The following is a 21,234-nucleotide window of genomic DNA, read 5'->3' as shown; positions in this document are numbered from 1 at the left end:
AGAATGCGACGCGCTGCATATTGGCTGTTTCCCCTTATAGCCCTGGCAGTGGCGGTGTTTATTACTATTTTCTTGATCCAAATAAATCCTTCGGCACCAAAAGTTGAGATCTCCGATATTGAAGAGGTTCTCCCTGCCGAAGCTTCACGTGATGAAAAGAGCTGGATAAGCCGTTTTTCCGGTAACGATGAGAAAGAGTATTTTTACCCTGTTAATGAAATAACATTAAATCTGGACATTTCAGAGGGAACTGATCTTCCAGAACCGAATCAAATTAAAAAATCGAACGCGCATCCCTTGTAACAAAACTAAAAACCTACCAAATCATGGCGACTGTACCGCCGTTCACAGAGGAAAAGTAATGGAAAAATATAAAATTGTTGTATGTGATCATATCCATGAAGAGGGATTGAATCTTCTCCGTCGTGATGATCAAGTAGAGATGATTTTTGCGGCTGATATGGATAAAACGGCTCTTTTGGATCTCATTAAAGAGGCAGACGTTGCAATTACCCGCAGTTCTACCGATGTTGATGATAAATTCATCGAAGCAGCCAAAGGTAGACTAAAAGCGGTTGTCCGCGCCGGTGTCGGTGTCGATAACGTTGATATTCCGGGATGTTCAAAAGAGGGGATTATCGTCATGAACGTTCCGACGGCGAATACCATCGCTGCCGTTGAACTCACGATGACGCACATGCTCTCATGTATGCGAATGTTCCCGTATTCACACGATCATTTGAAAAATCAGCGTGTATGGAAACGTGAAAAATGGTACGGATACGAGCTTAAAGGCAAAAAACTCGGTGTCATCGGTTTCGGTAATATCGGTAGCCGAGTCGGTATTCGATCCAAAGCATTTGAGATGGACGTAATTGCTTATGATCCATATATCCACCCATCAAAAGCGACGGATGTCGGTGTTAAATATACGACGAATTTTGAAGATATTTTGGCGTGTGATATCATCACTATCCACACTCCGAAAAACAAAGAGACCGTTGGTATGATCGGAAGCGATGAAATTTCGAAGATGAAAGACGGTGTGGTTCTTATCAACTGTGCACGCGGTGGATTGTACGACGAAGATGCCCTCTATGACGGTCTTAAATCAGGTAAAGTACGCTTTGCCGGTATCGACGTATTTAACAAAGAACCTGCAACCGATCATAAACTCCTTGATCTTGACAACATTTGTGTCTCTCCACACTTGGGTGCCAATACGTTTGAATCTCAACTGGGGATTGCTCTTGAAGCGGCACAGCAGGCAATCGAAGCGGCAAAAGGGATTGCGTATCCACACGCTTTGAACTTACCGATTGATGAGACTAAAATTCCATCATTTGTTAAGCCATTTTTGGAAATGAGTCAGAAGATAGGGTTTCTAGCGTCTCAAATTAATAAAGCCTCAATCGTCTCAATCAAAGTAAGCGGTCGCGGTGATATTGCGGAGTACGTTAACTCATTGGCTACTTTTGTCACTGTCGGTGCATTAGCCGATATCTCAGGGGATACAATCAACTACGTAAATGCTGATTTCGTAGCCAAAGAGCGCGGTATCAAAATCGAAACCGAAGAGCTTCCAGGCAGCCCTGTTTACAAAAATCTTGTAACCGTTAAACTTACTACCGATAAAGACGTGATTGAGATCAGTGCGACCATGTTCAATGACGACGTTCAGCGTATCGTTGACATCAACGGTTTCGGCGTCGATGTTGAACCGAAAGGGAACATGATCCTTTTCAAAAATACTGACGTTCCGGGTGTTATCGGTCAAGTCGGTACGTTGCTGGCGGCACATGAAGTGAATATCGCCGATTTCCGTCTCGGACGCAACAAAAGCAGTGAAGCTCTTGCGGTAATTATCGTTGATTCTGCTGTTAATGATAAAACCATTAAAGAACTCTCTGCCCTTAACGCTTGTATCAGCGTCTCTTACGCTCGTATCTAAATTTCTCTTCTCTTCCCGCTTAGGCGGGAATCCAGCAATCTTTTTTTTGAATAGACTTCTTGTATAATCCTAACTTAACTATATGATCCCGTTCGCCCTGAGCCTGTCGAAGGGTGTTTCATTCATGGTTCGATATACCCAAAGGGCACGTGAGCTCACCATGAACGAAAAAACAGGTTATGCAAGAAGCCTAATATATATTTGCATTCCATCTCATCTTTAACATTTAACGCCTGACCCATTTTTATTTTTGAATTCTGAATTGAAAAATGTAATTTTAAAAAAATACACCAAAGATTCAATTGGTAAAATTTATAAAGAGTACGGCAAACGCATTTGTCGCATAAATCTAAATTTTAGGGGTTTGAGCTAAAATATCGGCTAATGGATAAAGGGGCAACTTTGAAATATGACTATAAACGGCTTGATGTTGCCTCCTATCTCCAATCCCTTTATAACGATGGTTTGCAAAAAACGGTGACTCAAAGTGATGCGAATATCGAAGAGACGGTTTTAGATATTGGAATTTTTCGATTCAAAGGCTATGTTAAAGCATTCCGAAACAATCTATCCGATTATTCGATTGACGATATCATCTTCATCCACGATTTTGATAAGCGGTTATCGTCGAAACTGTTTTTTATGACTTCCACGATTGAAATTAGGATGAAAGCCTATCTCATTGAAATCGTTTACGCTATCACCAATAATCCGTTTTGTTATCTCCTTGCCAAAAATTACAAGGAGCCTTTCATCCTGCCACTCGAATCGGTTCAAGATTGGGAGGTGCAGCAGCCTAATCCGAAAAAGAAGAAAGAAATTTATCTTCACTATCGTGATTATTATCTCAACACGTATGATTTCCAATCGAACCAAATCGATTACATTAAAAGCGAGCCGATGGTAGCTGTCAATACGACGAAAGATATCAATTACCCACCATTTCACTATTTCATTGAAAATGCGACGCTTGGGACGTTGATAAATATCATCTCGAAGCTACAAATCGACGGTAATGACATCCTCAAATTATTGGGAAAAAAATTCGGCTTCTACAGCCATGAACTGTTTTTAAACTATCTGCTGAGACTCAAAGAGCTTCGTAACCGATGTGCTCATAATGGTAGAATTTTCAATCGAAATTTCAGAGGGTTGAAAGCGTTTGGCGCACACACGGCATTTAGAAAAACAATTTACGAGCATAAAATACTAGATGTCTATTATTCGCTTCATGTGTTATTAGGAGATGCGAATGACTTCAAAACGGTCGATGATTTAATCAATCTGTTTGCATCGGATAATTTGGATGGATTGAGAAGTAAATTGGAAGATTTTGTCTTGGGGTTTATCAGAACAAGGTAAGCGTGCGTGCAGAGGCTCACCGTAAGTAGAGAAATTATAACAAATCAACTTTAAACAAAGCGGTGTGTAAAATGATTAAATAGAGCTGGTTTAGGGATTGTGAGTGAAAATGTAACGATTTGCTAAATATTACAACTTAAACACAAACTCTTTCCTACCCTGCGCAATCTCATCGGGAATACCGAATTTTCTATCAAAGCTATCAATTTTTCTCTCGCTCCCGTTTTCTAAGTGGGAGTGTATAGTGTCAGTCTGCATTCCACCTCATATTTAACATTTAACGCCTGACCCATTTTTAATATATAAGAAAAAAAATATTTCCTTGACATTAATACTAATTAGTAGTAATATTCTCTTATCAAATTTATTTTGGAGGCTTAGATGAAACGTCCAAAAGGTTATGGCATTCATGAAGACAAAGTTTTGCGTTCGCACATTGAACTCTCTCGAACTTTTTTGAAAATACGTGCAAAAGAGACGGCGTGGATGGAAGCGCAAGGGCTTACCTTGCCGCAATTTGCAATTCTTGAAGCTTTGTATCATCTCGGGAATCTTAACGTAGGACAAATTACCAAACTTATTTTGAGTACACCCGGGAACATCACCGTTGTGGTCAAAAACCTCGCGTCCAAGAAGCTGATCCGGGTAGCTCCATCAGAAGAAGATCGTCGCGTCAAAATGCTTGAGATTACCGAAGAGGGAAGTGATCTCATCGCGTCGATTTTTCCTACTCATGTGAGCAATTTAAGCTGTTGGTATGACCTTGGGCTAAACGAAGAAGAGCTTGAAATCGTCTCAAAGCTGTTGCGTAAACTCGAAAAAGCGCAATAAAAATTTACCCAAATACTACTAGTTAGTAATAGTTAGGTTGCCATGAACAGAAGAGATCTATTAAAAGTATTATTTCTTACGTATCCAATGATACTTTTAGCACAACAGAAGGAGAAAAAAATGTCATTTATCATTCATCGCGCACATGAGCGTGGAACAGCCGAACACGGATGGCTTCACAGTCGGTTTAGTTTTTCATTTGCTGAATATTTTAATCCTGAACGGATGGGGTTTGGGGTATTGAGAGTTATCAATGATGACATCATTGAAGCGGGAATGGGGTTTGGAATGCATCCCCATAAAGATATGGAAATCGTATCCATTGTTACCAAAGGAGCATTGGAACACAAAGACTCTGAAGGAAATCACGAAATTACCAAAGCGGGTGAGATTCAGTATATGAGTGCCGGTACAGGAATTAAGCATTCTGAATATGCAACTATGGAAGCGGATGCGGCGCTGTATCAGATCTGGATTCATCCAAGCTATAAAAATGCCATACCGACGTATGACAAAAGGGATCTTGCAAATATCGATCAATCGAACGGCTGGGCAGTTTTGGTTTCAAGTGATGGGAGAGAAGGTTCTATGGTAATTCGCCAAGATGCAGCAATCCATTCAACCCATCTGGATAAAGACGCACAAATCGTTGTTGCCCCAGTCAAGTCTGAGCATGGACGGCTTATTTTTGTGATGGAAGGTTCTATTGAAATTGCTGGTCACACTCTAAATGAACGAGATGAGATACAAATCAAAGATGAGGAGGAATATACGCTTTTAGCACTAGCGGAGTCTAAGGTTCTATTGTTTGATGTGCCGATGCACTAACATTACTAATTTAAAACACAAAGGAAATACCATGAAAAAAACATTCTCTTCCCTTATCGCATTCGGAATACTAAGTACTGCGTCTTTGTTCGCAGGAACATACAACGTCGATACGGATCACTCAACTGTCGGCTTCAAAATCAAGCATATGATGATCTCGGATGTGAACGGTAAATTTGATAAATTTAGCGGTTCAATCAGCTACGATGAAAAAACAAAAACAATCAAAGCATTAACGGGGAAAATCGATGTCAACTCGATCAATACCGCAAACCAAAAACGTGACGATCACTTAAGAACACCGGACTTGTTTGATGCAAAAAAATATCCAGAGATTACATTTGCTCTTAATAACGTGAAAGGGGAAAAAGCTTACGGAAATCTCACAATGCACGGCGTTACAAAAAATGTTATTCTTGACCTTGAGAATAACGGTGTTATAAAAGATCCATGGGGAAATCAGCGTATTGGTCTGGGTCTTAGCGGTAAAATAAACCGTAAAGATTACGGTATCACATGGAATACTGCCCTCGAAGCCGGTGGTGTAGCAGTTGGAGAAGACGTTAAACTCGATATTCAGCTTGAAGGGATTTTGGCTAAATAAGGTCAGAGGTTATACAAATACAAAAGGAATAAGAATGTCAACACCTGTAAAAATGGAATTGGAAGCTAATAAAAAATATTTTTTCTGCACATGCGGAAAAAGCAAGGACGGCGTATTGTGTGATGGCGCTCATAAAGGGACAGACTTTACTCCTAGTGTTTTTTCAGTAGAAGAAAGTAAAGAGTATTATTTGTGCAGTTGCAAGAAAAGTAAAAATGGGCCGTTTTGTGACGGAAGTCATACGAAATAGTATTTCACTATACGTGTCGGGCGTTAAATGTTAAGACTTGTCTTAGGTGAGAGGCGGAACGAGAGAAAGATTTAGCCCCGCTTCGCTATAATCAAATCATTAAATTTGAGCTGGATTCCCGATCAGGTCGGGAATGACGAGATGATGCGGAGATAGGATGAGTACAGAAGAGATCGGAGCACTGTTACAAGATAAAAGTAAGCTCCTCTCTGAAATTTATTTCGAACTCCAATCTGTATGTGAGGCCAAATACGGTCCTGATACCCTCGTCATCATCGAAGTGGGATCGTTTTTTGAGGTATATGAAGTCAATAACGAATCAATGAAGATCGGCAAAGCGAAGGAAGTTGCCGAGTTCCTCAACATTCAGCTTACCCGTAAAAACAAAACGATTTTAGAAAACTCCATCCAAAACCCTCTATTAGCAGGGGTTCCGACCGTCTCCATCGAGCGGTATCTATCACGTCTCGTGCAGTCGAAAAAATACACCATCGTCCTCGTTCGTCAGCAGGGGGAAGTTCCTCATATCCGCCGCTATATCTCCAATATCATCTCTCCGGGGACGAATTTCGATTACATCGCCGAAGCGAGCGAGAACTATATCGCCTCACTGCTGATCGATCAGAACAACGGGGTTTATTCGATCGGTTACTCTGCGATCGATGTGGGGACGGGGAAAACCCTGATCAATGAAATCCACGGAACCCGTGAAGACAAAACGTATGCTCTCGATGAAGTGTTTACCCTCTTGCAGAGCTACCAAACCTCCGAGGTGGTGGTGACGTTCTGTGCGGGGGATATCGACCGTGAGGAAGTGAACCGTTATCTGGAGATCAAAAATCACCATCGTACCTCGATGAACGAGAAGCGTCTGCGGATCGATTACCAAAACGAACTCTTCGAGCGGATTTATCAGATACGCTCACTTCTCAGCCCCATCGAGTATCTCGATTTGGAGCGCTACCCTTATGCCTCCGAATCGCTGTGTATTCTTATCAACGTCATTATCGACCACGATGCGGGGATTATCGAGAAGATGAACCGTCCGACCTTTTTAGGGACGAATCGCTATATGTATCTGGGGAATAATGCGGCGGAGCAGTTGGGGATCATATCCCGCGATCATGATGAGATGACCCTTCTCAAACTGATCGATAAAACCTCCACGGCGATGGGGAAACGGCTGTTGCGTGAGCGACTTTTGAACCCTATCTGTGATGTGAAACTCCTCGAAGAGCGGTACGATTTGATCGATAAAATGGCTGAGCACATTGCGCCGTTGGAGACGAAGCTCAAAGAGGTTTACGATTTGGAGCGAATCTTGCGCCGTCTTAAACTGGGGAAACTTCATCCGTTTGAGCTGGCCTATTTTTACGCATCGCTGAGTGCGGCGGAATCATTATTTGCCGATGCCGACCGACTCAAAATTATTTATGATAAATCGAGTGCGCAGGAATGCGCTCATTGTGCTTCTGAACTCCGACGCATCTTCAATATCGAAGCGTGTGCGAAGTTTCGGCGGGATCAGATCGATGAGAACCTTTTTAATGAGGGGATTGATCCTTCCATCGATGCGCTCGAAGTGCTCCAAAATAATAACCTCACTAAGCTCAATACGATTATCGGACATATTGATACCTTTTTTGAGTCAGGGGGATCATACGCTTCTATCGGATGGCTGGAGAGCGAGGGGTATCATCTCCTTATGACCCGTAACCGCTATGTGAACGTCGAAGAGGCACTTCATAACAGCTTTTTTACGCTGGACAATCAGCATTACTTTTTTCGTGATTTTCAGGTGCGTAAACTCAAAACGGCGGTTAAACTCTCCTCTAGCCTCCTCGATGAACTCTCCATCGAAAATGCGGGGGCGAAATCGCGGATGATTGCGCAGGTCAAGGAGCGTTATCGTGAACACCTCGAAGAGATTGAACGGCGTTTTTCCCATGCGATAGAGCATTTGATTTCCTTTCTTGCCGTGGTGGATGTCAGTTTAAGCGGTGCAAAATGTGCGAAGCAATACCGCTATATCCGCCCTTCCATCGTTCCATCTCCTAAAGCGTTTATCGAGACGGTCGGGCTACGTCATCCTCTTATCGAATCGCGCGAAGAGAACGGTATTTTTATCCCGAACGATCTTTTCTTGGGAGCGGTAAGTCAGCATACCTATGAGGAGCATTCGACGATCGAGAACGGCGAGGATATCAAAGGGGTATTGTTGTACGGGATCAACTCCAGCGGGAAGTCGTCGTTGATGAAAAGTATCGGGCTATCCGTTGTGATGGCGCAGGGGGGATTTTTTGTTCCGTGCGCCATGATGCGTTTTTCTCCCGTCGATAAGCTTCTCACCCGTATCGTCTCCAAAGACAATCTTTACAAAGGGCTTTCGACATTTGCCGTAGAGATGCTGGAACTGCGTAATATCTTCAACCGTGCCACTGAGAATACCCTTGTTTTAGGGGATGAGATCAGTCACGGTACCGAAACCGAATCGGCGCTGGCTATCGTCGCGAGTGCCATTCTCAAACTCCGTGAGATCGGGAGTATGTTTATCTTTGCAACCCACCTTCATCAGCTCTCCTCTCTCGAAGAGATCAAAAAAGCGCAGGAAATCGTGCTGCTCCATCTGGGAGTCTATTACGATGAGGCGAGCGATAAGCTGGTGTATGACCGCAAGCTTAAAAGCGGAAGCGGCTCAACGCTGTACGGGTTGGAATTTGCCAAATCACTTCATATGGACGAGACTTTTTTGAAAAAGGCCTACGAGATCCGAGGACGGATTACCGACAAAGCGCATGATGCCTCGATGCTGAAACGGGAGAAAAAGAGCCGTTACAATAATAAACTCTTTTTGACCAAATGCGCATTGTGTGACGAAGCGGTTGATGAGGTGCACCATATCGTCCCTCAAGCCAATGCGGACGATGGCGGATCGATCGGACATTACGGGATGAATCACCGCTACAACCTCATTCCGCTGTGTTCCAAGCACCATCGCCTCGTCCATGAGGGGAAAATTGCCGTTCATGGATTTGTGATGAGTGAGGACGGTTTACGGCTCAGCTACAGTGAGGCTCCTGAACAATAACGCTTACGCCATCACTTTGTGAAGCGGGCGGGAGTAGGGCTGTATCAGCTGTCCGTAGATTTTCGGGATATCAAGGATCGAGATCATCTCGTTACCGAAATCTTCGGCATTATCGGGGATAATGACCGCTTTGGTCAGCGAGTTCTCATTTTTCAAAACGTTGCTGTAGTGGCTGATTGAACGCAATGGAATTTCAGGACTGCTGAAAATCGCATCGACGGCGAGCCCGAGATAAACGACTTGTTTTTCGATAACCGCTTTGACCAGAATGATTGTATCGCTCTCTTTATCGTATTTTTTCTCCATTCCGAGCAATTTTGCTAATGAAATCACACTCACCATCCGCTTATCGTAACTGATGACTCCCAGATTGTATTCACTGGCGTGCAGTATGGAGGTCAGCTCTTGATGTACGAGAGAACAGACGACATTTTTCGATTCGATTGCAAAAAGCGATCCGCTGACGAAAAAGGTTGAAATTTCGGATGTCTCTTCCGTTCCATTAGCCTTTGGATAGGTGTAAATGCGTTGAACCGGAGCTTCGGATTCAACGGCTTGGATCTCACCGACAGGGCGGTAGAGGAGGGCGATAATATCATCTTTATAACCGTCGCTTTGTTTGTACTCGCGGTATCCGTTTGAACAGGTAGCTCCGAGTGCGTAGTAGATTCCGTTATGAGGAAGAATTTGCGCATCGCTTTGCCCTGAACCAAGGTTTAAGAGTGAGTCAGGGAGGGTAAGAATCTCGCCGACGTGTATCTCATCGGTTGTTGAGGAGATGACACGTCCGTTGCGATCGATGAAAAGGGCAAACATCCCCTCGGGGATTTGGTGGTTTTCATCTTTGGGGAGCGTATCGTGTAACATCGCTGCAAATTGAGATTCTGAATCGAAAACGATACCGATTCCACCGACATTCTCTTCGTTAAAATTTCGGATACAGGCATTATAAATGTACGTCGAGCGGGTGTCATAATAGGGGCTTGGTTCAAACGGTGATACGACATACTCTTGCGTAGTATTGAGATTTAGGGTTTGGGATGCCCACGAATACCCGATTTTCTTTCCGATCATAGAGCTGTTATCAGGATTGGAAACAGAGACGATGTTCCCCTCGCGATCATAGAGAAAGATAGCGCTGTAAACGGTGTAGAGACCGTTGATGTAACCCAAGATCGAATTCATCTTATTTCGATTTTCATCGCTGATATTGGGGTGTGATAAACATTCACGAAAGGTCGTTGTCAATGCCCACCAGCGGCAGTCATTCGCCCGCTCATAAAGGTTGCGATCCATAATATCAATCGCGAGTGAGGACTGGAATTTTAACGCTTCAAGGTACTGGATCATCATAGCCGTATTGAGATTGGCGACCGTATGATCAAAAATCCGTTTGGTCTCTTCACCTGTTTTCGATATTTCAGAGAGAAGTGCTTTGGTAAAGGGGCTTTCATGTCCGATTGCATTGGCGATTTTGACATTGCCGTTCCAGACGGTGATATCGAGCTCGCTTTGGATTTTTTTGGCTTTGTTCAATATCTCTTTGAGCTCTTGCGGGAAAAAGGCTTTTGCATTTGTTACCGAATCAAAGAGGGTGTTCTTTTGAAATGAGGGGCGTGAAGAGGAACGAAAAGCCAAATGGATCGGTACCATTGCATGTCCGATCCACCCTGAACCGTTATACCCCTGATAGCCTGTGGTTTTTACCGATTTGTAGAGGTATTCAAAACCGGCGTAATAGGTTTGATGATCTTCATTATTACGTGGATTCAAATACGATCCTACCGGCACATGATGCGTAGATGTGGAGGCGATTACCTCGCCGTTAGAGCCTAGAAGTTCAAGGGCAATGTAGGGATTCTCACGGGTAAGCTTTTGAAAAATGCTTTGCAGCTCATTTTCGAACCGAAAAATCAGGCACAACACACCCATAGGTTCTTCGTTCTGCGGGTTACAGACGCGGTAAGAGTAGATGAGGGAGGGTTTGTGATGGGTGAGATCACTTGGTCGGTAGGTTTCGACATACCCTTGATAGGTACGCAGCGATTCTTGGAGCAGGGGATCTTTGGAAAAGGTAACCGGATTGGTATGATCGAGTTGTACGAGCACTTTTCCTTTGGTATCGAGGAGAATAATATTCTCATAGACGCTGTATTTGGCTACGTATTCTCTAAAGCGTTCGGTGAGGGCCTCTTTTTTCTTGATTTTAATTTCACGTATCTCCTCGGATGTGGAGAGATCGGTTGTCTGTAAAAAAAGAAGGTAGTCGCGAATGTCATCATCCGTTGCCAGAAAACCGATGTCGGCAGTACGCTCGAAAAGATTTCGGATCAGGATATCAATCGCTGTTTGGGCTTTGGATTCAAGTTCATTGAGGCTTTTGTTAAAGGTCTCTTCGATCAGACGTAACAGAGGCTCATCCAGTAAGTCTTCAAATGCTTTACGTGTTTCGCTGGTATCCATACCGATATTGGACATAGACCCCAGAAGGGTTAGTAAGTCCCATTTTCCTGAGAGGGTGTTCATGTTTTTTTCAAAATTTTGAACATCGCTCATATAGCTGATGAGGTGGTTGTGTTGCATAACGGTTCTTCTCCGAAAAAGGTTTTAGGTTGCACGGTGACAGTATAAAGAGCAATGAAAAAAAAATAGCCGGAGGATTGATCAAAAAATAATCACTTTTTATTACGTTGCAGAATGATTACAAAAGAGGTGATTACTTAATAGACTTTTTTGGAAATACGACTCAGGTTGTTCGTTACGATGAACAGCTGAGTTTGAGATTTTTATGTTCTGGAGGTGTAATGCCTGCATAACGGTCAAATAGTTCATGCTCGTCATACGGATTTTGAGCTAACTTCAAAAGATCATTCACAAGGCTAAAATCCCCTTTTTCTGCCGCCTCAATCGCTTCTTGGAGAATATAGTTTTTCAATATATATTTCGGATTGGTGCGGAGCATTTGTTGGTGGCGTTTTTCAACGGACGAGCTATTTAAGCTTAGCCGTTCATCGTACTGATCGAGCCATTCATTCAGCTGGTTCGGTGCGAGCGTGAGCGAAAGCAGTGTGTCACGATTTCCATCGTATCGGCTGAGGGTACGGAAAAACGGGGTCATGTCGATTCGTCCGTTTTCCATAAGGGTAAACAACGCTCTGAGCAGATCACTGTCATTTTTATGCGGTGTATCAAGCCCGAGCTTGGCAAGTAAAAGCTCCATAAGTCGGGTGGTAAAATAATCGCCGTAACGGTCAAGTTCGGTTTTAAGTTTTTCGGGAGTGACGAGCGGTGAAAGAGCGTGGGCGAGACGCTCCAGATTCCAATAACCGATTCGGGGTTGATTGTTATAGCTGTATCTGCCTTGCGTATCGGTATGGTTGCAGATGTAATCGCTCTCAAAGGTATCCATAAAGGCAAAAGGACCATAATCGATAGTGATTCCGATAGCGGACATATTATCGGTGTTCATCACCCCGTGGTTAAACCCGACCGATTGCCACTGCGCTATCAGTTCTGCGGTTCGTTTGACGATTGAACCAAACATTGTGAGATAAGGATCTTCAACTCCGACAAACTCCGGAAACGATTCGTGAAGTAAAAAATCGGCTAATGTTTCGAGTTCTTTGTGCCGATTGGTATGAAAGAAATACTCAAAACTTCCAAACCGTATCCATGAGGGAGCGAGACGTAGAACAATGGCTCCGTATTCCCATCTCTCACGTGCCACTTTCTCATCGGAACTGATAATTGCTAATGCTCGGCTGGTCGGAATTCCAAGCCCGTACATCGCTTCACTCATCAAATACTCGCGAATTGAAGAACGCAATACGGCACGTCCGTCGCCTTGACGGGAGTAGCGGGTCTGCCCTGAACCTTTAAGTTGAAGATTCCACCCTTTTACAGAGCCTAGATTAATGGCACGTCCGTCTCCGAGACGCTGTACGTAATAGCCGAACTGATGGCCTGCATAGCACATGGCGTAGGGTCGTGAGCCTTTGAACTGGAGCGTTCCGTTGAGAAGTTTTTCAAGCTCTGTAAGATTGAGATCGTTGGGATCAAGCCCCAAAAGCTTTAACGCTTCAAGATTGTGGCTGACAAGTTTTGGGTTTTTGAGAGGAGCCGGAGCGACTTCATGATAGAAAATCGGATCAAGGGATAAATAGGGAGTGCTAAGGGTTAGGTTTGATAATTTCATGAGAGAGTTTTACCGCAAAAAGGTAAAACTCTCTCATGAAGAGAAAAGCAATTTAATTTTTTTAGGATTCTAATAGTATTTTTTTCTCATCACCCTCTTGGCGAAGTCGAATATGCGTTACTTTTCCCTCCGGAGTTATACCGTATTCTTGACGGGTTTTAGGATCGATAAAAACGATCCGATTTTTTCCGTTATAGATACCGTGATGCGTTACTACGGCATGTAAATCGGCTGCGTAAAGTTTATTCAGTTCATCTTTCAGGGCAATGAGATGTTCTTCGGAGAGCTTAATATCCTCATGCGATTTTTTAAGAGTTTCTGCTTCGATTTTGTACTGTTGCAGACGGATAAGATCGGCCTTCATCGATTCAGCTCCGCTTTTCTGTGCATTGATAACGCGTTGCTGTATCTGTTTGATGCGGCTGTTTTTTTCTTTAAATGAGAGTTGACGATTCGCAAACTCTTTACTCTCCATCTGAATACGGGAGACTTTGTCCCGAATATCAATCTCTAGGGCAGAAATCTTATCCTGATAACATTCGATACTGTGGGGATCGATGATGAGCTTATTTCCTTCCCCTTCAATCGTCCCGATAGTGATCGATTCGAGAGCCGTAATACGGGCATTGGAATAGAGGATATCGATATGAATTTCACGAGCAGTAAGTTCTCCTCCTACCATTTTTTTTACCCGTACGATATCGGCTTCGACTTTTCCGCTTTCTAAGATATCAATGTTGGCTTCTTTGGCGGTAAGATTGCCGCGATGAAGATGGATATTGGCCACTTCGGTAACATTGATATGAGAATTGCGATGGGTTTGCGCTCCGATATTCACTTCGCAAGCCTGAATTTTTGAATTTCCGCCGACGGTACCGCTCACATCGAGTTTTTGAACATCGATTGTAACGCCAGAACCGATCGAATCTTCGTTGGATTCATTACGTTTGATTTTTAGAGAAATCTCTTTTTCTAAGCCTGTTTCAATGGAACCGGTTTTTTTGAAACTTGCACTTTCGATATGGAGCTCTTGGGAAACGGTAAAAGTGCCTTTTTTACGTTCTACAAAACCTGAAACACTGGCGTAAAAACGGATACTGCTTGCATCCTCTTCGCTGTAGATCGTCTCTTCATTGATAACGATATACGAGGCGTATTTAACTTTCGGTTCGGGTACTTCGATGAAACTTCCATCACATCCCCGTCCGTCGCGTCCATGTTTAGGGAAAATATATTCAAAAATCAATTCTCCCGGCTGAACCCCTTCAATAAAACTTTTTGATTCTTTGTTTTGTTTAAAATGGAGAATAATTTTATCGTCAATCGGGAGAACAGGAGGGAAGAATTCTCCGATGGGAAGTTTATAGTGAGCGCTCAGCGGTCCCTCTTTTTGGATTTTTAACAGAAGACGATTGATCTCACGATCAAGATTACCATCATAGAGTCCGACAAGAAACTCATGACGGAGCATTTTAGCTCTTATTGCCTCTTTCAGCCACTCTTGAACCCCTTTTTTTAGGGGAATTTTGGAAGAGGGCTCGATGATGGCAACAACTTTGGATTTGGATTTGTCGCTTGCGAGAGAAAAACGTAAATCGAGATAAGGGTGCGCTTTGTATTCATGAATGCGGATTTGATACTCTTGTCGAATGATAAAAATCTTTGAACGGATTTCACTTTCAGTGGTACGATCTAAAAGAATACAATCACGAAGATTTTGCCAATCTTCGTCAATGGTCCCTTTGAAATAGGTTTCATAGGAGAGGAGATCAAAGTCAAGATCATCCGCAGGGATACCCTGAGCATTCGCAGTCTGAAGCAAATCAGCCATAACATTAGTAGATGTCTGAATGATTGGGGTAAACACGGTTTCTCAGGGCTCCATTATCGAGACCGCTTTACGCTCATGAAAATTGAAATGACGTTCCAATTCAGAGTTATGAATCAGAACCGGTACAACAATGAGCGACGCGATGACTGCTGCTATTGTACCAAAAATAAGAGAAACTCCAAGCCCTCCAAATACGGCATCACTGGCTAAAAGGGTCGATGCGAGGATAATGGCGGCTGCGGTCAGGAAAATCGGTTTTGCACGCGTTGCGGTAGCATAGGCGATCGCCTCTTTTTTATGCATCCCTTTATCAACCATCAGCGATTTGGTAAAATCGATCAATAGTAGTGAATTCCGAGAACTGATACCGATCAAGGCAATAAAGCCGATGAGTGACGTCGCCGTGAGGAAGAAGGTATCCGCCGTAAAGATATCCATAATCAAGTGACCGAAAAGAACGCCGATGATGGAGAGGAAACTTCCGAGCAATACGATACCGCTGAGGATAAAACTTTTGTAGTAAATCACCATCAGCAAGAAAATAAGGATCAGTGCCGCGATGAAAGCACCGCCGAGATCGACAAACGTATCGAGGGTGACTTCCATTTCGCCATCCCACAACAACTCATAGCGCTCTTTGCTTTTTTTATCAATCAGTTCTAGATTGAAGAGACCGATTTTATGAATTTCGTATTCATCGCTAAACGTGTCCAAAATCATGTTGCGGGCATCCATCAAAGGATAGACTTGTGAAACCATGTCGGTTTCAGCGACGACATTGGTCATTTGATGAAGATCTTTTGACATAATCATCGGATTGGATTTAACCGCAACGATATCGACAACCTCGGTGATCGGTACCATCATCCCCATGCCGTTGAGGAGGGTGAGAGAGGAGAGTTTCATCTCAATGGCACGTTGATCACGTGATGCGAATTTCTTTCCCTCAGGGGTCAAGGTCAAGAAAATCGGGATTTGATCGGTTGCATTTTGGGAGTTCTTAACCGCTATTCCCATCCCCTCAAAGGCTAGATAGAGGATGTCGTTGACGTGTTTGACATCAAGGGCTGAACGGGTGATTTTGTCACTGTTTACACGAACCTCAAATTTATCGTAAATCTCATCTTGCATAATATCGATATCCACTAAACCTTCGGTTTTTTGGAATACCCCTTCGATACGTGTACTTAAATGACGTACACCGGCAGTGTTGTTCCCGTACACTTCGGCAACGATAGCCGCCATTGTCGGAGGACCGGCCGGTGGTTCGACAAATTTAATATTGGTCTGAGGATAGAGATTGCCGCACTCTTTTTGGACTATCGGGCGTAGACGCTGAACCATCATATAAGAGGGTTCGTCACGGTCATGTTTTTTGGTAAGATTGATAACGATTTCGGCAACATTTTCACTGTTTTTGAAATGCGATCCTTTGATGAGTCCTGCAAAATCCAGAGGTGACCCTGTTCCTAAAAAGACCTCGGCGTCAAGTGCTTCTTTCTCATGCTGTAAAATACCGATTGTACAATCGGTCACACTGCGGGTTTGTTCGATTGAGCTTCCGTTGGCCAAATCGACATAGATACTGTAGGTATCATTGTTTTTACCCGGCAGCATTTTGGCTAAAACCAGTTCGCTCGGGATGAGCGCAACGGCGAGGATGAATGCGATCAATGTACCCCATAAAACCTGCTTTTTCTTCGATGGTGAAGAGAGAAGGGCGAGGAGATAGTTTTCAAATTTTTTATACATCAGTGAGTCTCTCCGTGGTGTTCGGGTTTTTTGAGCAATCGTATTGCTAAATACGGGGTAAAGATATAGGCAACAAAAAGTGATGCGACGAGAGCAACAGGGACATTGGCCGGAATCGGTTTCATAAACTGACCCATCATTTGTCCCACAAACGCCATCGGTACCATCGTAAGGATAATGGCCAGTGTCGCGATATTCGTCGGTGCTCCGATCTCATCGGTTGCTTCGATCATCAACTCATCGGCATCTCTCTCATGCGCTCCCGGTGCATGAAAATGGCGGTGAATATTTTCGATAACGATGATCGCCGCATCGACGAGAAGCCCAAGACTCAGTAAAAATGCAAAGAGGGTGATACGATTGACGGTTTGTCCTGTGATGTAAGCGATAAAGAGGGTGATTGCCAAGATCGCCGGAACCGTAAAAGTTACGATCAACGATTCACGCCATCCCAATACAAAGATGAGCAAAATTGCGATAATGACGATGGATAGGAGGAGGTGAAAAACGAGTTCATTAACCGCTTCATTGGCACGTTCACCGTCATTTCGGGTAATAACGTAGTTGATCCCCTGCGCGGCCATTTGCTCTTTGTATTTTTCGAGTTCTTCTTTAACCGCGTCGGCGATAATCACCGCATTGGTCCCTTGGAGTTTGGAGACGGTGAGGGTGATTTGATCTTTGAGCGGTGAGAATTTGCCATCTTCCCCTTTTACGGTGACGAGAGCTGATTTGAAATTTTGGATATCGCTTCCGGCAGTAATCGTCGCAACATCCCGCAGATAGATCGCCGATCCGCCGTATTGGGCAACGATGATATTGCCGACGTCTTCGACACTCTCTATCGCGTTGCGCACACCGATCATGACGATTTCATTGCTTTGCGTTTTCCCTTTGATCTCAGGTACGTTATAGGCAAGGGACTGTGTTGCCATGACGATTTGTCCGAGTGATAGGTTATAGCCGCTGAGACGGTTCATATCGACCAATACGTTGTATTGATGTTTTTTGGCTCCCCGAATATCGGTAACGGCGACGTTAGGGAGTCCATTAATGTGGTGTTGAATCTCTTTGACGTGATCGTAAAGGAGCGTCGGGTCCATTTTCGGATTATTGGAATAAAAAGCGACGGAGACAATCGGGATATCAACATCGATATCGAGCGGTTTAATGATGGGCTGCATGGCACCTTTTGGGAGGATGCTCATGTTTTGCATAATTTTGTCATAGATTTTGAGGTTGGAGTTTTCTTTGGCTTCACCGATATAAAACGCGGCGTTGATGACGGCTACATTATCCATCGCCATACCGTGAATATGTTCGATCCCCTTAACCTCTTTGAGTTTGCGCTCTAATGGTTTGACAATGACATTTTCGACTTCACTGGCGGTAGCACCCGGGAGGGCGATAATAACGGTGGAACCGCTGACGACCATTTGCGGGTTCTCTTCACGAGGCATGAGCATAAGGGCCATATAACCGATAATAAGGAGAAAAATCCCCAAAATCGGGGTGAGGGGATTACGTAAAAATCCCTTGGCGAGTTTTCCGGCAGAATCGGTAGGTTGGTAGGAGTGAGGGGTGTGCATCAGGATTCCTATTCGATTTCAATGGTGGCGTACATTCCGGGATAAACCGTTTGTCTAGCACTGAACGATACTTTAATTTTAAACGTGTGCGTCATCGGATTGGAGCTTGGGATGATGGCACTCACTTTTCCGATTCCGATGAAACCTACCGATGGGACGGATACTTTGACTCTTTTTCCAACAGGAACAAGTTTGAGATTATTTTCGGCGACTTCGACTTCGATTTTGAGAGCGTTCAAATCAGAGAGTACGATTGCCGGCATTCCCGGCATTGCCATTTCACCCACTTTGATATTTTTGGCAACGACGACACCGCTGTTGGGTGCGGTGATACGGAGATAGTTGTATTGGTTATCGACCTCTTTGAGACGTGCTTTGGCCTGATTGACTTGACGTTCACCGATATGGATCATGTTCTGGAGATTCTTTTTCGAGAGTTCGAGGTTTTCGACCTCGAATTTGCTCACCATATCCTGAGCCAAAAGACGTTTGTTACGCTCTAAGTTCAGTTCCAAATTGGCGTATTGGTTTTGGTACATCTGAAGGGAAAGTTCCGCTTGGGCAATTCCGAGTTCCACTTGGGTTTTTGCCGAATCGATCTCTTTGGAATCGATGGTATAGAGGAGCTGTCCTTTGGAAACGCGTGAACCCTCAGAGACATTAACACTGGTGACAAATCCCATATTACGGCTGGTGATCATTTTTTGGTTATCGCTGATAACACTTCCTGAGAGGCTAAGTCCTGCGGCACTAAGGGTGGCTGAGAGTGCGAGTGTCGTGATCCAAAATTTCATTATTTTACTCCGTTACTAAGTTTTTCGAGGGCGAAGATGCGCTCGTTTCGTTTGTTTTTGACCATTTGAAGGTTGAGAACTTTTTCAATCTGTTGCGATTGTTTAATAATTACATCGGACATTGATGCGAGGTGTTCATGGTAACGCCCCTCATAGTTTTTATAGATTTGATCGGCCAATTCCTGCTCTTTTTCCAAGCTTTTGACTTGTGTATTTAAGCTTTCGATTTCGGTACGGATTTTGTCATATTGTAACGCAATTCCTTTTTTAGCGAGTTCAACCTGCGTAGAGGTTTTAAGCTTTTCAATTCGGGCTTTCTCTAGGGAGTATTTATCTACTCCTCCGTTAAAGAGATTCCAGCTGAGGCGTGCACCGATTGTGTAGCCTTTGTGATCGCTAAAATCACCTAAAAAAGTATTATCAGCAGTTGAAGCTTCGGCAAAAGCCCCGATTACGGGGAGAAACGGTGCGTAGGCGAGATCAACCATCTTTTCACGTATCTCTAAGCCGTTGTTTGCTTTTTGCAAATCGGTATTGTTGGCCAAAATGTCCGCTTCACTGAGCGCTGACGTAGGATAATCGTTTCGAGGAAGTTCAATTTCGCTAACATGTTCGTTAAGGAGAAAACTGAGATAGTGATAGAGGAGTTTTTTGTTGGCTTCCATCTCTATGATACTGCGATCTACGTTTGCTTTACGCGCTTCCACTTCGAGAAGATCGACTTTTTTGGCATATCCCTCTTGGATCATCATATTTGTTGTGCGCTCTAACGTCGAGATATTTTTATGGATTGTTTGCATATGGTCGATGGAGTTTTGCAAGAGTGCCATATCGTAATAGCTTTTACGCAATTCGTACCGTTTCTCGGTTTTCATCTGATCAGCATCGAGTTTTTTGATGCTTTCCATTTTTTCGCTGATATCGCTATACGCACTTAGTTTGCCGCCGGTGTAGAGGGGAACCATATAGGTGAGTTTGCTTTGAAAATAGTTTTGATAGCCGGGGTAGTTAAGGTCTTTAGGTTGAATTGCTAATAATTGAGCATTGTTAGAACCTATTAATCCCATATTATTTAAGAAATCGTTAAATCCGAAATCTCCAAAATCCGCTTCCCGTGAACTGAGTTTGAATCCGAATACATTTCCCGCATCGTTTGAACGCATAGCATTTTGGGTAAAGTCCAAAGAGCCGTAGTTGTACCCTTTTGCGATGGAAGTATCGCTCTGTGCACTTTGCAGATCGAGATTTGCCGTTTTGATTTCAAGGTTGTTATTGTCTAAAATTTCCAGTGCTGCAGGGAGCGATAGCCCAGCTGCCATGAGGTGGCATGAACCAATGAAGAGCGAAGCGCTGAAAATACGTGAAAGGTTTGTCATAAACAGGATTCCTTATGATGTATTTGTAGTTATAATCAATCGTATAAGGTTTATTATACACTTGAACGAATTTAATAGAGCTAAAAACCCTCAAAACAAAGCGGATTTACAAGTAAAGATCATACCATAAGTTACATCGGGTTTGAATTTCGTTCCACTTTCGGGTAAAATTCGGACAAATAAAGATTCAAAAGGTTTCCTGATGGCAACAATCGGTATGGGTGATATCAAAAAAGGTGTACGTTTGGAGATTACGGGTGTTCCGTATAAAGTAGTTGAGTTCCAACACGTTAAACCGGGCAAAGGGGCGGCGTTTGTCCGTTGTAAAGTAAAGAGTTTTATCAACGGTAAAGTGATCGAAAAAACGATCCATGCGGGGGATAAATTCGAAGTACCGAATCTTGTTCATACTACGATGCAATTTTTGTATGACGATGGCGAAATGCTTCAGTTTATGGATAACGAAAGCTATGAGCAACTCGGTCTTACGTACGATCAATGTGAAGATGCAATGAAATGGATCAAAGACGGTACCAGCGTTCAAATGATCTTCCATAACGGTAACGCGATCAGTGTTGAAGCACCGGAAATTATGGAACTCAAAATCGTAGAAACTCCACCGAACTTTAAAGGTGATACTTCGAGCGGTTCTAAAAAACCGGCTACTTTGGAAACGGGCGCCGTGGTTCAAGTTCCTTACCATGTACTTGAAGGTGATATTATCCGTGTTAACACCGTTGAGGGTGAATACATGGAGAAAGTAAAATAATCTTTTTCTCTCCC

At 43.5% G+C, this 21,234-nt stretch carries 16 protein-coding genes; 9 read left to right on the top strand and 7 right to left on the bottom strand.

Annotated elements, in window-relative coordinates:
• The first annotated feature begins 3 nt into the window (after positions 1–3).
• The 8 genes from B649_RS07745 to B649_RS07710 all read left to right on the top strand — a co-directional run bounded on the left by B649_RS07745 (position 4) and on the right by B649_RS07710 (position 8,914).
• Positions 4–303: a hypothetical protein gene (locus B649_RS07745; RefSeq protein WP_015653966.1), complete on the top strand. Its 300-nt coding sequence runs from the start codon at positions 4–6 to the stop codon at positions 301–303.
• Positions 304–361: 58 nt separating this feature from the next.
• Positions 362–1,951: a phosphoglycerate dehydrogenase gene (gene serA / locus B649_RS07740; RefSeq protein ID WP_015653965.1), complete on the top strand. Its 1,590-nt coding sequence runs from the start codon at positions 362–364 to the stop codon at positions 1,949–1,951.
• Positions 1,952–2,353: 402 nt separating this feature from the next.
• The gene (locus tag B649_RS07735) at positions 2,354–3,313 is read left to right on the top strand and encodes an Abi family protein (protein ID WP_291750847.1); all 960 of its coding nucleotides are present in this window, start codon (positions 2,354–2,356) and stop codon (positions 3,311–3,313) included.
• Between the two features lie 381 nt (positions 3,314–3,694).
• Positions 3,695–4,144 (top strand): MarR family transcriptional regulator, encoded by a 450-nt coding sequence (locus tag B649_RS07730; RefSeq protein WP_015653963.1) that lies wholly within the window; start codon positions 3,695–3,697, stop codon positions 4,142–4,144.
• Positions 4,145–4,264: 120 nt separating this feature from the next.
• On the top strand, positions 4,265–4,972 hold the full coding sequence (locus B649_RS07725) for a pirin family protein (RefSeq protein WP_015653962.1): 708 nt from the start codon (positions 4,265–4,267) through the stop codon (positions 4,970–4,972).
• Between the two features lie 31 nt (positions 4,973–5,003).
• Positions 5,004–5,576 (top strand): YceI family protein, encoded by a 573-nt coding sequence (locus B649_RS07720; protein WP_015653961.1) that lies wholly within the window; start codon positions 5,004–5,006, stop codon positions 5,574–5,576.
• A gap of 34 nt (positions 5,577–5,610) precedes the next feature.
• A complete protein-coding gene (locus tag B649_RS07715) occupies positions 5,611–5,826 on the top strand; it encodes a CDGSH iron-sulfur domain-containing protein (RefSeq protein ID WP_015653960.1) in 216 nt (71 codons plus the stop codon).
• 157 nt (positions 5,827–5,983) lie between these two features.
• Positions 5,984–8,914: an HNH endonuclease gene (locus B649_RS07710; RefSeq protein ID WP_015653959.1), complete on the top strand. Its 2,931-nt coding sequence runs from the start codon at positions 5,984–5,986 to the stop codon at positions 8,912–8,914.
• 3 nt (positions 8,915–8,917) lie between these two features.
• On the opposite strand, the gene B649_RS07705 is transcribed toward B649_RS07710, so the two are convergent.
• The 7 genes from B649_RS07705 to B649_RS07675 form a co-directional block, all read right to left on the bottom strand.
• On the bottom strand, positions 8,918–11,497 hold the full coding sequence (locus B649_RS07705; protein WP_015653958.1) for a chemotaxis protein CheW: 2,580 nt from the start codon (positions 11,495–11,497) through the stop codon (positions 8,918–8,920).
• Between the two features lie 175 nt (positions 11,498–11,672).
• Complete coding sequence (locus B649_RS07700) at positions 11,673–13,109, bottom strand: protein adenylyltransferase SelO (RefSeq protein ID WP_015653957.1); 1,437 nt, start codon at positions 13,107–13,109, stop codon at positions 11,673–11,675.
• A gap of 61 nt (positions 13,110–13,170) precedes the next feature.
• Entirely contained in the window at positions 13,171–14,940 is a 1,770-nt protein-coding gene (locus B649_RS07695; RefSeq protein WP_291750845.1) for a flagellar assembly protein A, read from the bottom strand.
• 42 nt (positions 14,941–14,982) lie between these two features.
• Positions 14,983–16,692 carry an efflux RND transporter permease subunit gene (locus B649_RS07690; RefSeq protein WP_015653955.1) on the bottom strand — a complete coding sequence of 570 codons (1,710 nt, stop codon included), beginning with the start codon at positions 16,690–16,692 and terminating at the stop codon, positions 14,983–14,985.
• A complete protein-coding gene (locus tag B649_RS07685; RefSeq protein WP_015653954.1) occupies positions 16,692–18,281 on the bottom strand; it encodes an efflux RND transporter permease subunit in 1,590 nt (529 codons plus the stop codon). Before B649_RS07685 ends, B649_RS07690 begins: the two co-directional genes overlap by 1 nt.
• 8 nt (positions 18,282–18,289) lie before the next feature.
• Positions 18,290–19,075: an efflux RND transporter periplasmic adaptor subunit gene (locus B649_RS07680; RefSeq protein WP_015653953.1), complete on the bottom strand. Its 786-nt coding sequence runs from the start codon at positions 19,073–19,075 to the stop codon at positions 18,290–18,292.
• Positions 19,075–20,451 carry a TolC family protein gene (locus tag B649_RS07675; RefSeq protein ID WP_015653952.1) on the bottom strand — a complete coding sequence of 459 codons (1,377 nt, stop codon included), beginning with the start codon at positions 20,449–20,451 and terminating at the stop codon, positions 19,075–19,077. The genes B649_RS07680 and B649_RS07675 overlap by 1 nt, the downstream gene beginning before the upstream one ends.
• Before the next feature lie 202 nt (positions 20,452–20,653).
• On the opposite strand from B649_RS07675, the gene efp reads away from it, so the two are divergent.
• Positions 20,654–21,220, top strand: coding sequence for an elongation factor P (gene efp / locus B649_RS07670; RefSeq protein ID WP_015653951.1), 567 nt, complete (start codon positions 20,654–20,656; stop codon positions 21,218–21,220).
• Positions 21,221–21,234 lie beyond the last annotated feature (14 nt).

The sequence above is a fragment of the Candidatus Sulfuricurvum sp. RIFRC-1 genome (genome assembly GCF_000310245.1).
In the GTDB taxonomy this organism is placed as follows: Bacteria; Campylobacterota; Campylobacteria; order Campylobacterales; family Sulfurimonadaceae; genus Sulfuricurvum.
Note: the sequence above shows the minus strand (reverse complement) of the source record. Positions and strands in the feature narration are given on the sequence as shown.

Coding starts and splice junctions, on each gene's coding strand:
- efp (WP_015653951.1), top strand. CDS start 20,654: ATGGCAACAATCGGTATGGGTGATATCAAAAAAGGTGTACGTTTGGAG.
- serA (WP_015653965.1), top strand. CDS start 362: ATGGAAAAATATAAAATTGTTGTATGTGATCATATCCATGAAGAGGGA.
- B649_RS07700 (WP_015653957.1), bottom strand. CDS start 13,109: ATGAAATTATCAAACCTAACCCTTAGCACTCCCTATTTATCCCTTGAT.
- B649_RS07695 (WP_291750845.1), bottom strand. CDS start 14,940: ATGGCTGATTTGCTTCAGACTGCGAATGCTCAGGGTATCCCTGCGGAT.
- B649_RS07715 (WP_015653960.1), top strand. CDS start 5,611: ATGTCAACACCTGTAAAAATGGAATTGGAAGCTAATAAAAAATATTTT.
- B649_RS07685 (WP_015653954.1), bottom strand. CDS start 18,281: ATGCACACCCCTCACTCCTACCAACCTACCGATTCTGCCGGAAAACTC.
- B649_RS07705 (WP_015653958.1), bottom strand. CDS start 11,497: ATGCAACACAACCACCTCATCAGCTATATGAGCGATGTTCAAAATTTT.
- B649_RS07710 (WP_015653959.1), top strand. CDS start 5,984: ATGAGTACAGAAGAGATCGGAGCACTGTTACAAGATAAAAGTAAGCTC.
- B649_RS07730 (WP_015653963.1), top strand. CDS start 3,695: ATGAAACGTCCAAAAGGTTATGGCATTCATGAAGACAAAGTTTTGCGT.
- B649_RS07680 (WP_015653953.1), bottom strand. CDS start 19,075: ATGAAATTTTGGATCACGACACTCGCACTCTCAGCCACCCTTAGTGCC.
- B649_RS07725 (WP_015653962.1), top strand. CDS start 4,265: ATGTCATTTATCATTCATCGCGCACATGAGCGTGGAACAGCCGAACAC.
- B649_RS07690 (WP_015653955.1), bottom strand. CDS start 16,692: ATGTATAAAAAATTTGAAAACTATCTCCTCGCCCTTCTCTCTTCACCA.
- B649_RS07675 (WP_015653952.1), bottom strand. CDS start 20,451: ATGACAAACCTTTCACGTATTTTCAGCGCTTCGCTCTTCATTGGTTCA.
- B649_RS07745 (WP_015653966.1), top strand. CDS start 4: ATGCGACGCGCTGCATATTGGCTGTTTCCCCTTATAGCCCTGGCAGTG.
- B649_RS07720 (WP_015653961.1), top strand. CDS start 5,004: ATGAAAAAAACATTCTCTTCCCTTATCGCATTCGGAATACTAAGTACT.